The organism is Sphaerisporangium sp. NPDC049003 (assembly GCF_043197795.1).
Lineage (GTDB): Bacteria > Actinomycetota > Actinomycetes > Streptosporangiales > Streptosporangiaceae > Sphaerisporangium.
This window is the reverse complement of the sequence record NZ_JBICTU010000009.1, coordinates 25,658-38,818: the sequence shown is the minus strand read 5'-3', so window position 1 is coordinate 38,818 and position 13,161 is coordinate 25,658. Positions and strand designations below refer to the sequence as shown.

The following is a 13,161-nucleotide window of genomic DNA, read 5'->3' as shown; positions in this document are numbered from 1 at the left end:
GGTCGTCCACAGGTGGACGGCTGTTTCGCGGGGTCGTCCACAGGCCGGGCCGGTCCTCGTGGCGGGGTACGCGGCCGGGGTTAGGGTGACCGAGTGGACGCCCGAACGCTGACCGATCTCGACCGCAGACACCTGTGGCACCCCTATGCCCAGGCCTTTCCCGCCGTCCCCGCACACCCCGTCGTGAGGGCCGAGGGTGTGCGGCTGACCCTCGCGGACGGCCGTGAGCTGGTCGACGGCATGTCGTCCTGGTGGGCGGCGATCCACGGCTACAACCATCCGCGTCTCAATGCCGCCGCCCGCGAGCAGCTCGACGACATGGCCCATGTGATGTTCGGCGGCCTCACCCACGAGCCCGCCGTGCGGCTGGGGCGGCGGCTGGCGGAGATGACGGGCCTTCCGAAGGTGTTCCTCGCCGACTCCGGGTCGGTGGCCGTCGAGGTGGCCATCAAGGCGGCGATCCAGTGCACGGGCAGGAGCCGCCTGCTCACCGTCAGGGGCGGCTACCACGGCGACACGTTCGGCGCCATGTCGGTGTGCGACCCGGTCAACGGCATGCACCACCTGTTCAGCGGCGTCCTTCCCCAGCACGTCTTCGCGGACAGGCCACCGGGCGGCTACGGCCGGCGTCCGGGAGGCTCCGAGGATCATGAGGTCGACGAGGCCTATCTCGGCCATCTGGCGGACCTGGTGGCACAACATGCCGGTGAGCTGGCGGCGATCATCGTGGAGCCCGTGGTGCAGGGAGCGGGCGGCATGCGCTTCTACCACCCGGCCTATCTCCGGAGGCTGCGTGAGCTGGCCGACGAGCACGGCGTCCTGCTCATCGCCGACGAGATCGCGACGGGCTTCGGCCGCACGGGCGAGATGTTCGGCTGTGACCACGCGGGCGTCAGGCCCGACATCATGTGCGTCGGCAAGGCGCTGACCGGCGGCTATCTGACCCTGGCGGCCACGCTCTGCACCCTGGAGGTGGCCGAGCGGGTCGGCGTGCTGATGCACGGGCCGACGTTCATGGGCAATCCCCTGGCGGCGGCCGTCGCCGACGCCTCACTGGCCCTGCTGCATGAGCGCCCCTGGCGAGACGAGGTCAAGCGCATCGAGGCCGGCCTGGTCGAGGGGCTGGCCGGCGCGGCCGGCGCTCCCGGAGTGAGGGATGTCAGAGTGCTCGGGGCGATCGGCGTGATCGAGACGGTGCACCCCGTGGACACCTCGAAGGTCCAGGACATCGTGATGGAGCACGGCGTCTGGCTGCGGCCCTTCGGGCACCTCGTCTACACGATGCCGCCCTACACGATCGATCCCGACGATCTGGCACGCGTCACCACCGCGATGACGGCGGCCGCGGCCACATTGCCGGCCTAAGTGATGCCGCGGGGTCGCGCGGTTACTGGGTGACCCTTTGGGGGGAGAGGGGGGTGGCCTTTCCGGCGATCAGGCGGTAGCCGAGGGCGCTGAGGACGTATCCCACCGAGGCGATCACCAGCACGAGGTAGGACTTGCCGTTGGCCGGGAGGATCAGCGCCACCACGGAGGCCGCCAGCACGAGCATGCCGTTGAAGAGCATGTCGTAGATCGAGAACACCCGGCCCAGATAGGCGTCCTCGACGTCGCGCTGCACGATCGTGTCGGTGCAGATCTTCACGCTCTGCCCGGTGACGCCCAGGACGAAGCCCCCCGCGAGGAACCCCACCTGCTGGAACGGCAGGCAGAGCAGCAACTCAAGCACCCCGCCCGTGGCGAGCATGATCGGGATCCACGTCTCGGGACGGAAGCGCTCGGTGGCCCACGGGGTGATCAGCGCGGCCACGAAGAAGCCGAGGCCCGAGGTGGCGAGCACCCCTGTGATGTGGCTCAGGCCCGCCTCGACGTCCGTGGTGAAGTAGAACCGGTAGAGCATCACGGTCATGACGATGAACATGCCGTACAGGAACCGGTGGGCGCCCATGCTGGCCAGTGCCGCGGCAGGGGCCCTCAGGCGCACGATGTGACGGGCACCGTCGATCATGCCGGTGACCACGTTGCGTACGGCCTCGCGGGCCTGCGGCCGGTTCGGGTCGTACGAGGGCCCGAGCAGGGCCCTCCGCATCGTGGAGGCGATCAGCGAGCTCAGACCGAAGACCACGCCCGAGACGACCAGCAGCATGGCCGTACCGCTGTGCTCGGCGCCGAACAGGAGGCGGAGCAGGAACCCGATCCCGGCCCCGATGAACGTGACGATCGTGCCCGAGGTCGGGGTGACGGCGTTGGCCAGCATCAGGCGCTCGCCCTCGACCACGTGGGGAAGCGCGGCGCTGAGAGCAGAAAGGAAGAAGCGGTTGACCCCGAGCACCGCGAGTGCGGCGCCGTAGAAGCACCAGTCGGGGGCGTTCAGCGCGACCAGCAGGGCGGCCAGGATCAGCAGGACCCCGCGGACCACCGGCGCGATCACCAGGATCTGGCGGCGCGACCAGCGGTCGATGAACACCCCGGCGAACGGGCCGAGGATCGAGTAGGGAAGCAGGAGGACGGCGAACGCGACGGCCGCTTCGGCCGCGCTGGTCTGCTTCTCAGGCATGAAGAAGGCGTAGCCCGCCACGGCGAACTGGAACACGCCGTCGGAGAACTGCGAGACCAGGCGGGTGGCGAACAGACGTCTGAAGTCCCGGCCTCGAAGGACGGCACGAAGGTCGGAGACGTAGGACACGCGGGTCAGCCTACTGGCCCGGTGTCGAAGGCCACATCGGGAACATCCCCGATATGCCCCAAGGGGAGAACGCCCACCGCTTCGGTCGAGCGTGGTGGAAAGCGGCTTTCACCGGGGTCTGGTCGATTACCACGCCGTTGATCCAGTCGCGTCCCATTCCGGTTCGCCCGAGGTAGACGCTTGGTCCACCTGGGAGGACCTTTCCTTATCCGGGGATGACGCTTGTCCAGCGAACGGGCCTGACGGAGGGCCGGGCGCATGACCTGAGCACACATGATCACGTACCCTCGATCGAGTGACCAATGACGAACAGGTCGTGCTCGTGAACGCCGAAGGCGAGGCCATCGGCACCGCTCCCAAGTCCGCTGTGCACGGCGCCGACACGCCCCTGCACTTGGCGTTCTCCTGCTATGTCTTCGACGGCGAGGGAAGGGTCCTTCTGACCCGGCGCGCGTCCCACAAGCGCACCTGGCCGGGGGTGTGGACGAACAGTTGCTGCGGGCACCCTCTGCCGGGTGAGCCTCCCGTGGAGGCGGTCGTCCGCAGGCTCTCCTACGAGCTCGGGCTCGCCGCCGACAGCCTCGAACTGATGCTCCCCACGTTCGCCTACCGCGCGGTGATGCAGGACGGGACGGTGGAGCACGAGATGTGCCCGGTCTACCGGGCCATCGTCTCCAGCGATCCGCGGCCCAATCCGGACGAGGTCGGGGAGACCCGGTGGATGCCCTGGAAGGAGTTCACCAACGACGTCATGAGCGGGCTGCTCGCGATCTCTCCGTGGTGCGGTGAGCAGGTGCCACTGCTCCTCGCTCTCGGCGCCGACCCCGCCGCCTGGGAGGCCGCCGACCCGGCCGACCTGCCCCCAGCGGCCAGAAGCCCTCGATAGGACCTCCCAATACACGAAGAAGCGCCCGGATGATTCCGGACGCTTCCTCATCTCTGTGCCGGCGTCTCTGTGCCGGCGGCGGCCCCGCGCGGGCCACTGTTCGCGTACGGCCGCCGTCGGGCGCTCCCCGGGTGGGTCAGCGCTCGATCTCGCCGCGGATGAACTTCTCGACCCACTCGCGGGCGTCGTCGTCGGAGTACTGCTCCGGCGGTGACTTCATGAAGTAGGACGAAGCCGACAGGATCGGCCCCCCGATGCCGCGGTCCATGGCGATCTTCGCGGCGCGCACCGCGTCGATGATGACGCCGGCGGAGTTGGGGGAGTCCCAGACCTCCAGCTTGTACTCCAGGTTCAGCGGGGTGTCGCCGAAGGACCTGCCCTCAAGGCGGACATAGGCCCACTTACGGTCGTCCAGCCACGGCACGTGGTCCGACGGGCCGATGTGGACGTCGGCCTTGGCCATCTCGTGCGGGATCTGCGACGTGACGGACTGCGTCTTGGAGATCTTCTTCGACTGGAGGCGCTTGCGCTCCAGCATGTTCATGAAGTCCATGTTGCCGCCGAAGTTGAGCTGGTACGTGCGCAGCAGCTCGACGCCGCGGTCCTCGAAGAGCTTGGCCATGACGCGGTGGGTGATGGTCGCGCCGACCTGGGACTTGATGTCGTCGCCGACGATCGGGACGCCGGCGTCGGTGAACTTCTGCGCCCAGACCGGGTCGGAGGCGATGAAGACCGGGAGCGCGTTGACGAAGGCCACGCCCGCGTCGATGGCGCACTGGGCGTAGAAGCGGTCGGCCTCCTCGGACCCCACGGGAAGGTAGGACACCAGGACGTCGACCCTGGCCTCCTTGAGCACCGCCACAACGTCGGCCGGAGACTCGTCGGACTCCTCGATCATCTCGCGGTAGTACTCGCCGAGACCGTCGTAGGTCGGGCCACGCTGCACGGTGACGCCCGTGGGCGGCACGTCGCAGATCTTGATCGTGTTGTTCTCCGAGGCCACGATCGCCTCGGACAGGTCGCGGCCGACCTTCTTGGCGTCGACGTCGAACGCCGCGACGAACTCCACGTCACCGACGTGGTAGTCGCCGAACTGGACGTGCATCAGGCCCGGCACCCGGCTGGCGGGGTCGGCGTCCTTGTAGAACTGCACACCCTGCACCAGCGCCGCGGCACAGTTGCCGACTCCGACGATGGCTACGCGCACGGAACCCATCGCACTCGCTCCTTTACTCATTCGTCTTATCAGGAACGGGCTCGGCGTCCTGCGCCCCCGCCCTGTCCGCTCTTGGCCGGACGGCTTGCGCTCGTTCGGTATCGATCAGCTCGTTCAGCCAGCGCACTTCACGCTCGACTGATTCCAAACCGTGGCGCTGTAATTCCAAGGTGTAACTGTCCAACCGCTCACGCGTGCGGGCGAGAGCCGTGCGAACCCCGTCGAGTCGCTCTTCCAAGCGGCTTCTGCGACCTTCAAGGATGCGCAGCCGTACCTCGGCCTCGGTGTGGCGGAAAAAGGCGAAGTGGACGCCGAAACTCTCGTCTTCCCAGGAGGAGGGCCCCGCCTGGGTGAGCATCTCGTGCAGGCGCTCCTTGCCCTCGGCCGTCAGCTTGTAGACGATCTTCGACCGCCGGCCGGTGAGTGGCAGAGAGGTGTCGCGGGGGGTCTGCGTGGGGGTGCATGGACCGCCCTCGTCCGGCGCCTCCTCCGCGATGAGACCGTCGGCCAGAAGCTGCCGAAGGCACGGATAGAGCGAGCCGTAGGAGAACGCACGAAACATGCCGAGCAGGGCATTGAGCCGTTTCCGCAGCTCATAGCCGTGTAAGGGAGTCTCGTGAAGCGAGCCGAGCACGGCCAGTTCCAGGACTCCGCCCCTGCTGACCGCCACTGGAACCGCCCCCTCTCGCATCGATGTGCTCTGCCGATGTATCGAGTCGATACATCCAGAGGATACGTCGCGTCGGCATAGTGTGCAATCGGCAAAAGCTCAAGCGGTTGGGCGGAATAGTCAAAAAAGTCGTAGTCTGACGCTCATGTGGTCACAGCGAGGGGTCGTGGACTACGGCCTCGCGAAGCGGGCGACCGTACAGTCGCTCCGCTCCGGTCGCGCGGCCAGGAGCGACGTGTGCGATGCGCATCCCTACCTTCTGCGTGCCGCCAGGTATCACGGTGAGCCCACCGAGCGCGTCTGCCCAATATGCGAATGCCGGAACGTGACCCATGTCACATATGTCTATGGCGACCAGCTAGGCCGCGGTGCGGGTCGTGTAAAAGCCACGTCAGACCTTGTTCAGATGGCCCACGAATACGAGGAATTCCGGGTCTACGTTGTTGAGGTCTGCCAAGGTTGTTCATGGAATCACCTGACGGTTTCCTTCGTCCTAGGCAACGGCGGGCCACCGGGCAACTCCGGCAAAGACGGACAGACCGCGGAGACGTAGTCCAGCGAAGTCGAGCTTCACGGCTCAGGAGGCACGCCTCTCCGCCTGACGCTGACAGACGTCGAAGACCCTCCAGATCGCCAGATGACCCAACGAGGACGCGTGAGTTACAGCAGCTATGGCTCCGAGCCGACCGGCCGCCCCGACCCAGTCGAGGGCCCCGGCGGACCAGCTCGCCCCGGGCGGCGCCGTCGCTCTGCCCCAGATGGCGCGCCCGCCGGTGGACCCCCGTCGCAGCGCCCCGCACCCGACCCGGCCTCCGGGCGCCGTGCCGCGCCGCCGCAGGGCGGGGACCCTGGCTGGGGCCCGCCGCAGGGCCGCTCCGGTGACCCGAGGCAGGGCGCGGGCGACCCCCGCTCCCGCCCAGGCTCGCCCGACCCGCGTTCTCGCTCCGGATCCGCGGACCCGCGCTCACGCCCAGGTCCCGCCGACCCCCGCTCGCGTTCCGGCTCCCCGGACCCGCGCTCGCGGCCCGATGCCTTCCCAGGTGGTGGCGATCCGCGTCGTGCTCAAGGTGAGCCCCGGGGCCGGCGCTCCGAGGCGGCCTTCGAGGACACCCAGTCGATAGGGCAGTTGCCTCCGCCCGGCCAGGGCGCGCCACGGCGCGAGGTCTCCGGCTCGGAGACCGTCGTGAGCCGTGACATGGGCGGCAGGCGAAGCCGCAGGTCGCCCGGCGGTCCCGGGCCGGGTGCGCCCGGTGGCAGGGGTCCGGGCGACGGGCCTCCCGGTGAGGGCCCGGGCAGGCGGCGGCAGAGGGACGACGAGCCGCCCGGCCGTACGGGCTGGAGGCGGTTCGTCCCCAACTGGAAGATCGTGATGGTCGGCTTCGCCGTCCTCGCGGCCGGCGTCTTCGGCATGATCGCCGTCGCGTACGCCAACACTCCGCTGCCGAGCGAGAACGACGCCCAGAAGGCCGCCACCGCCCAGGCCAGCACCTTTCTCTATTCGGACGGCTCGACGATGGCCCGCCTGGGCACCGAGCGCAAGGCCGTCAAGCTCGCGGACGTGCCGAAGTACGTGCAGGACGCGGTGGTCGCGGCCGAGAACGACACGTTCTGGACCGACCCCGGCATCTCCCTGTCCGGCATCGCGCGGTCGGCCTGGAGCACCGCGACCGGAACGCAGCTGCAGGGCGCGTCCACGATCACCCAGCAGATGGCGAGGAACTACTTCAACGGCCTCAGCCAGGAGGTGGCGATCAAGAGGAAGGTCAAGGAGATCTTCATCGCGATCAAGCTGGACAAGGACTGGGACAAGGAGAAGGTGCTTGAGTACTACCTGAACACCGTCCCCTTCGGCCGCAACACCTACGGCATCGAGGCCGCCGCCCAGAAGTTCTTCGGTCATGGCGTCAAGAAACTGACAAAGGCCGAGGGCGCCTACCTCGCCGGACGCATCCAGCAGCCGGGCAACTTCGACATCGCCGAGGAGAAGAAGAACTACTCCGGCACCCAGTTCCGCTTCAACTACGTCCTCGGGCAGATGGCGAAGCTCAACCCCAAGGAGTACGGGGCCTTTCCGACGACGCTGAAGTTCCCGACGCCGAAGCCCCGCAGGGATTCCTCGGCGTTCGGCAAGCTGCGCGGCTACATGCTGACCCAGGTGCTCAGCGAGCTTGAGTCCAAGGGGCTGCCGCGGTCCGAGATCGAGACCGGTGGCTACAAGATCTACACGACCTTCGACAAGAACCTCATGCTCGCCGCGAAGAAGGCCGTCGTCCAGACCACCGCGGGGCTCCCGAAGGAGGTCCACACCGGACTCGCCGCCGTCGACCCGCGCAACGGCCGGGTGATCGCCTTCTACGGCGGCAACGACTACCTCGGCAAGCATCCCGACCAGTTCAACGAGGCGTTCCAGGCCCGCAAGCAGGCGGCGTCGGCGTTCAAGCCGTACGTGCTGGCGGCGTGGCTGGAGGCGGGCCACAGCCTGAAGAGCTACGTGAGCGGCAAGCAGCCGCTCAAGCTCGAAGGCACGACGCCGATCTTCAACGGTCACGCGACGCCGGCCTCGATGGACATCGTCTACGCCACGCAGCACTCCATCAACACGGCCTACGGCCAGATGGGCGCCGAGGTCGGGCTGGACGCCGTCAAGCGGATCGCCGAGGACGCGGGCCTGAGCAAGGACAGCCTCGACAAGGACGTCAACGACCACCGGTTCCTGTTCTCCATCGGCAGCGCCGGTGTGACCCCGGTTGAGCAGGCGGGCGGCTACTCGATCTTCGCCAACGCCGGCAAGCACTACCCGACCCACACGGTCATCAAGGTGATCGGTCCCGACAAGATCGAGGTCATCACCGAGGACAAGACGCCGAAGCAGGTCATCTCCGAGGAAGTGGCCGCGGACGCGATCGTCGCCCTGCGGTCCGTGGTGAAGGGCGGCACCGGTACGGCCGCGGCCCTGTCCGACCGTCCGGTCGCGGGCAAGACCGGTACGAACAATGACAACAAGGAAGCGTGGTTCGTCGGCTTCACCCCGCAGCTCTCCTCGGCGGTCGGCATGTACAAGGAAGACCGCAAGACCGGCGCCGAGCTGTCGCTGGGCAACAACTTCGACGGAGGCACCGTCCCCGCGCGCGTGTGGCGGGCCTTCATGGCCGAGGCCATGAAGGGCCAGAAGGCCGAGGAGTTCCCCCCGCCGACGAACATCGGCTCGCCGCTCGACCTCGCGCCCAAGCCGGTTCCGACGCCCACCCCCACACCGACCGACGAGGGGTTCCCGGACGACAACGGCTGGCCGGACGACAACGGCGGCGGGGACAACGGCGGCGGCGACAACGGCGGCGGCTGCCTTCCCTGGGACGACGCCTGCAACAACGGAGGCGGCGACCCGATCAACCAGGGCGACGCCCCGGGCGGCACCTCGACCACGCCGTCACCGCCCGCCCCCTCACCGTCGCCCACAGGCGGGCGCCGGTCGACGCCCGCGCCCACCCGGTGATCGGATAACGCCATGAGCCGATCGACGTACGTCCCCGGTCCCGCCGCCCCCGTGGCCCGTGCCGTGCTGCCCCTGGTTCCCCTCGGGCTGCTCGCGGCCCTCGGGGCCGTGCTCGCGTACGCCTGGAAGGCGCCCTGCCGGTTCGGCGGGGCGTGGAACGACGGCACCCAGCAGTTCCTCAACTTCTGCTACACCGACATCTATCCACTGTGGTGGAACGAGAAGCTCGACCAGGGGCTCGCGCCGTACTTCGGCCACGACGTGGAGTACCCCGTCGGCATCGGCTCCCTGATGTGGGTCATCCAGAAGATCGTGTCCGGGCTGAACGAGCCGGGGGTCTGGTTCTACGACCTCACCGTGCTCGTCATGGCGGCTTCGCTGATCGTGGGCGTCCTGGTCATGGCGTCGCTGGCCGGGATGCAGGGCCGTCCCTGGGACGCCGCCTGGTACGCGCTCGCGCCCGCGCTCATCCTCACGGCGTTCATCAACTGGGACCTGCTGTGCGGAGCCCTCAGCCTCGGGGCCTTCCTCGCGTGGTCGAGGAACAGGCACTTCCTGGCCGGGGTGCTGCTGGGCCTGGCGATCGCCACGAAGTTCTACCCGCTCGTCCTGTTCGGCCCGCTGTTCCTGCTGGCGCTGCGCACCCGCAGGTTCCAGGCCTTCCTCTGGACGCTCGGCGGCACCGTGATCGCGTGGGCGGCCGTGAACCTGCCATTCATGCTTCTCGCGTTCAAGGGCTGGAAGAGGTTCTACGCCTTCAGCAGCGAGCGCGGAGCCGACTGGGGATCGGTCTGGTACTTCTTCCAGACGAAGCAGTGGCCGGTCCTCGGGGATCCGAGCCGCATCGACATGCTCGGCATCGCGTCGTTCGGCGTGTTGTGCCTGGCCATCGCCGTGCTGGCCCTGACCTCGCGCACCCGGCCGAGGCTGATGCAGCTGTGCTTCCTGGTCCTCGCCGCCTTCATGGTGACCAACAAGGTGTGGTCCCCGCAGTACGTGCTGTGGCTGGTGCCGTTCGCGGTGCTGGCGCGGCCGAACTGGAAGCCCCTCCTGCTCTGGCAGGTGGCCGAGTGCTGGTACTTCTTCGCGATCTGGCTCTACCTCGTCGGCATCCAGCCCGGCAACGAGGCTCTCGGGATCAGCGACGGCACGTACTTCACCGGGGTCTGGGGCCGGGTGGCCACGATCGCGATCATGGCGGCGTTCGTGGTCAGGGACATCCTGCGGCCCGAGCACGACGTGATCCGGCGGGGCGGCGTGGACGACCCGATCGGCGGCGTCTTCGACGGGGCCGAGGACCGCTTCGTCCTGCGGGTGGCTCCGCGCGCGGTCGAGGACCGGCCCGCGTGAGCTCGGCCTGAGGTCCTGATCGAAAGTCCAGGATGACCCTCTATTCTCCTTCCTGTGCAGACCTCCCTCCAGGAGACCGTTTCCCGGGTGCCCTCCGGGCGCCGGTCCGACGGCGACGCGCTGGTTCTGTGGCTGGGTTCGCGCCTGGGGATCGTCGTCGCGGCGACGGTGGGAGCGAGCGTGCTGGCGGGGGACAAGCTCCTCACGCCGTTCCTGGACCGCTGGCAGCACTGGGACGCCAAGCTTCTCGTGGACATCGCGAAGTACGGCTATGACGGGAACCCCGCCACCGACCCCGACGCCGGGCTGCCCGCCTTCTTCCCCGGGATGCCCCTCGCCCTGCGCCTGGTCCATGTGATCGTGCCCGACTGGTCGCTCGCCGGCCTGCTCATCTCGTTCGTCGCGGGGCTGGTCGCGATGACGGCGCTGGCGAGGCTCGGCGAGTTAGAGGGCCCCGAGGGCGCCGGCTGGCGGGCCGTACTGGCGCTCCTGCTCTGCCCGACGGCGGTCTTCCTGTTCGCCGGGTACACCGAGTCGCTCTTCCTGGCCTTCGCGGTGCCCGCCTGGCTCTACGCGCGACGCCAGAACTGGATGGCGGCGGGCCTGCTCGCCGCCGGGGCCTCATGTGTGCGTATCACCGGGCTGTTCCTCGCCCTGGCCCTCATCGTGGAGTTCGTCATGCGCCGGGGCCGGGCCGGCAAGGCCGCGTGGCTGCTGGTCCCGTTCCTGCCGCTCGTGCTCTACTCCGCCTACCAGCACGGACGTACGGGCGACTGGCTCGCCTGGCAGCACGCCCAGGAGGCCGGCTGGGGACGGCAGATGGTGTGGCCGTGGCAGTCGTTCTGGACGACCTGGCAGATGGCCGCGGGCGACGGCCAGTTCGTCTGGGCGTTCCGCATGGAGATCGCCGGCGCGCTCGTGGGGTTCGCCGTGGTGATCTGGCTGCTCCTCGCGCGGCGGTGGAGCGAGCTGGTCTACGTCGGCCTCCAGCTCGGCGCGCTCGTCTTCTCCGCGTACTACCTGTCGATCCCGCGTGCCCTGCTGCTGTGGTGGCCGCTGTGGGTCATGCTCGGGCAGGCCTCCGCGCGGCGGCGGCCCGTGCTCATGCTGTACGCGCTGGTCGCGGGGCCGCTCATGGTGCTCAACACCATGACCTTCATCAGCGGGGCATGGGCAGGCTGAGGCGCTGGGCCGCAGCCTGTACCCACTTTCCCGGTGGAGTAATCCGGGGACTTATCCACAGGCTGTGGATCAAAGGTGATCGCGAAGGAAGGCGATGTCGGCCGCCTGGCCTTCGCCCGGGGTCTCCACCACGATCGGAGCCCCGGCCGCGCGGCACACGCTGAGGATCAGCTCGGGGTCGATCTGGCCGCTGCCCAGGTTGGCGTGCCGGTCGGCTCCCGAGTCGAAGGCGTCCCGCGAGTCGTTGCAGTGCACCAGGTCGATGCGGCCGGTGATTGCCTTGACGCGGTCGACCACGTCGGCGAGTTCCTCGCCGCCGGCGTGGGCGTGGCAGGTGTCCAGGCAGAAGCCCACGTCGAAGCCGTCGAGCGCCTCCCACAAGCGGGCCACGCGCTCAAGCTTGCGCGCCATCGCGTTGCCACCGCCCGCGGTGTTCTCGATGAGCACCGGGATGGGGGTGTCGAGCCGCTCGAACACCTTCCGCCAGTTGTCGAAGCCGAGCTGGGGGTCGTCGTCCTTGCCGACGTGGCCGCCGTGCACGATCAGGCCCTTGGCGCCGATGGAGGCCGCGGCCTCCAACTGGCTGGCGAGGAGCTTGCGGCTCGGGATCCGGATGCGGTTGTTCGCGGTCGCGACGTTGATCACGTACGGGGCGTGGACGTAGACGTCGACCTCCGACGCCTTGAGGGCGTCGGCGGCGGCCGGGACGACCGGCCCCTTCCACCCCTGGGGGTCACCGAGGAAGAACTGCACGACCTCGGCCTTTCGCGCCGTGGCGTGGGCCAGTGGGTCGTCTTGGTCGACGTGAGCTCCGATACGCACCATGGGACGAGCGTAGCCGTTTCAAGAACCGGCCCAGGGGCAGGTGGAGCGCCGGGTTGGTACGCCCAGAAACCCGCGTACCGTGAGACATAGGAGACGACTGTGGCCTATCGCCGCCGCGGAATCAGCCTGTTAGGCCTGATCTACATCCTCATCGGCATCTACGTTGCCTGGGTCCACGACTACATCACGCCCAGCCTGCTCAAGAAGGTCGCCCAAGCCCTTCTCGCGGTCTTCCTCTGGTTCCTCATCCTGCTCGGCGTCGATCTTCATATCGGAGGCTGACATAGCTTCCGCCCACCTGCCACGCCGACGGGGGCGCCTCGGGGGGCGCCCCCGTCGTTCGCGTCTCTGGCGAATTGGCCATCGCCCGTTACGTTGTGACCGTCAGGGGATGAACCCGCCGTGGTAGATGCCCGTCGCCACGCCGACGAACGACATGACGATGGCGACGATGTTGACCGAGCGCTCAGCGGTCGTGGCCGAGACGTACTGTGAGTACATCCCGACGACGAACCCCACCAGTCCGGCCCACGACGCGATCATGTGGGCGCTGACGACGAACCCGCTGACGAACGCCACCAGACCGCAGGCGAACGCGACCATGGTCAACATGTTCTCGCGGGTGTGCTTCCTGCCGTCGGTGTTGAGCGTGAGGCGGAAGGGCTCGCTCTCGGTCGGGCCAGGGGCTTGTGGCATGGCGGCCACCTCCTCTCTTCCCTCCGTGACGTTCCCCTTACAGGCGGCGGACAATCGCGGCGGGGCAGTCGGCCGGTCCTGGTAGACTTCTGGGGCCGCGTTTGTTATGCGTGTGTTATCGACCGCGCTTAGTCGCTCCGCCACCGAAGGCGGCACG

The 13,161-nt window shown here is 68.4% G+C and carries 12 protein-coding genes; 7 read left to right on the top strand and 5 right to left on the bottom strand.

The window, feature by feature from the left end; translation table 11 throughout:
• The first annotated feature begins 93 nt into the window (after positions 1–93).
• On the top strand, positions 94–1,365 hold the full coding sequence (locus tag ACGFIV_RS11885) for an adenosylmethionine--8-amino-7-oxononanoate transaminase (protein WP_358551230.1): 1,272 nt from the start codon (positions 94–96) through the stop codon (positions 1,363–1,365).
• A gap of 22 nt (positions 1,366–1,387) precedes the next feature.
• Here the strand turns inward: ACGFIV_RS11885 and ACGFIV_RS11880 are convergent, their stop codons facing one another.
• On the bottom strand, positions 1,388–2,686 hold the full coding sequence (locus tag ACGFIV_RS11880; protein WP_358551232.1) for an MFS transporter: 1,299 nt from the start codon (positions 2,684–2,686) through the stop codon (positions 1,388–1,390).
• A gap of 295 nt (positions 2,687–2,981) precedes the next feature.
• Here ACGFIV_RS11880 and idi point away from each other — a divergent pair, with 295 nt between their 5' ends.
• Positions 2,982–3,572, top strand: coding sequence for an isopentenyl-diphosphate Delta-isomerase (gene idi / locus ACGFIV_RS11875; protein WP_358551234.1), 591 nt, complete (start codon positions 2,982–2,984; stop codon positions 3,570–3,572).
• Positions 3,573–3,708: 136 nt separating this feature from the next.
• Here the strand turns inward: idi and ACGFIV_RS11870 are convergent, their stop codons facing one another.
• A complete protein-coding gene (locus ACGFIV_RS11870) occupies positions 3,709–4,788 on the bottom strand; it encodes an inositol-3-phosphate synthase (RefSeq protein WP_358551236.1) in 1,080 nt (359 codons plus the stop codon).
• A gap of 13 nt (positions 4,789–4,801) precedes the next feature.
• Entirely contained in the window at positions 4,802–5,458 is a 657-nt protein-coding gene (locus tag ACGFIV_RS11865) for a PadR family transcriptional regulator (RefSeq protein WP_358551238.1), read from the bottom strand.
• 145 nt (positions 5,459–5,603) lie between these two features.
• Here ACGFIV_RS11865 and ACGFIV_RS11860 point away from each other — a divergent pair, with 145 nt between their 5' ends.
• The 4 genes from ACGFIV_RS11860 (at position 5,604) to ACGFIV_RS11845 (ending at position 11,483) form a co-directional block, all read left to right on the top strand.
• Positions 5,604–6,011 (top strand): DUF5318 family protein, encoded by a 408-nt coding sequence (locus ACGFIV_RS11860; protein ID WP_358551240.1) that lies wholly within the window; start codon positions 5,604–5,606, stop codon positions 6,009–6,011.
• A gap of 630 nt (positions 6,012–6,641) precedes the next feature.
• Positions 6,642–8,951 carry a transglycosylase domain-containing protein gene (locus ACGFIV_RS11855; protein WP_358551490.1) on the top strand — a complete coding sequence of 770 codons (2,310 nt, stop codon included), beginning with the start codon at positions 6,642–6,644 and terminating at the stop codon, positions 8,949–8,951.
• Between the two features lie 12 nt (positions 8,952–8,963).
• The gene (locus ACGFIV_RS11850) at positions 8,964–10,301 is read left to right on the top strand and encodes a glycosyltransferase 87 family protein (protein WP_358551488.1); all 1,338 of its coding nucleotides are present in this window, start codon (positions 8,964–8,966) and stop codon (positions 10,299–10,301) included.
• Positions 10,302–10,355: 54 nt separating this feature from the next.
• Positions 10,356–11,483, top strand: coding sequence for a mannosyltransferase family protein (locus ACGFIV_RS11845; protein ID WP_358551486.1), 1,128 nt, complete (start codon positions 10,356–10,358; stop codon positions 11,481–11,483).
• A gap of 69 nt (positions 11,484–11,552) precedes the next feature.
• On the opposite strand, the gene ACGFIV_RS11840 is transcribed toward ACGFIV_RS11845, so the two are convergent.
• Positions 11,553–12,308 (bottom strand): deoxyribonuclease IV, encoded by a 756-nt coding sequence (locus ACGFIV_RS11840; protein ID WP_358551484.1) that lies wholly within the window; start codon positions 12,306–12,308, stop codon positions 11,553–11,555.
• Positions 12,309–12,407: 99 nt separating this feature from the next.
• Here ACGFIV_RS11840 and ACGFIV_RS11835 point away from each other — a divergent pair, with 99 nt between their 5' ends.
• The gene (locus ACGFIV_RS11835) at positions 12,408–12,590 is read left to right on the top strand and encodes a hypothetical protein (RefSeq protein WP_358551482.1); all 183 of its coding nucleotides are present in this window, start codon (positions 12,408–12,410) and stop codon (positions 12,588–12,590) included.
• Positions 12,591–12,692: 102 nt separating this feature from the next.
• Here the strand turns inward: ACGFIV_RS11835 and ACGFIV_RS11830 are convergent, their stop codons facing one another.
• Positions 12,693–13,004 carry a hypothetical protein gene (locus ACGFIV_RS11830; protein WP_358551480.1) on the bottom strand — a complete coding sequence of 104 codons (312 nt, stop codon included), beginning with the start codon at positions 13,002–13,004 and terminating at the stop codon, positions 12,693–12,695.
• Positions 13,005–13,161 lie beyond the last annotated feature (157 nt).

What these genes read in the sequence shown, in the direction of transcription:
- ACGFIV_RS11870 (WP_358551236.1), bottom strand. Translation starts at nt 4,788, where the DNA reads ATGGGTTCCGTGCGCGTAGCCATCGTCGGAGTCGGCAACTGTGCCGCG.
- ACGFIV_RS11860 (WP_358551240.1), top strand. Translation starts at nt 5,604, where the DNA reads ATGTGGTCACAGCGAGGGGTCGTGGACTACGGCCTCGCGAAGCGGGCG.
- ACGFIV_RS11850 (WP_358551488.1), top strand. Translation starts at nt 8,964, where the DNA reads ATGAGCCGATCGACGTACGTCCCCGGTCCCGCCGCCCCCGTGGCCCGT.
- ACGFIV_RS11840 (WP_358551484.1), bottom strand. Translation starts at nt 12,308, where the DNA reads ATGGTGCGTATCGGAGCTCACGTCGACCAAGACGACCCACTGGCCCAC.
- ACGFIV_RS11830 (WP_358551480.1), bottom strand. Translation starts at nt 13,004, where the DNA reads ATGCCACAAGCCCCTGGCCCGACCGAGAGCGAGCCCTTCCGCCTCACG.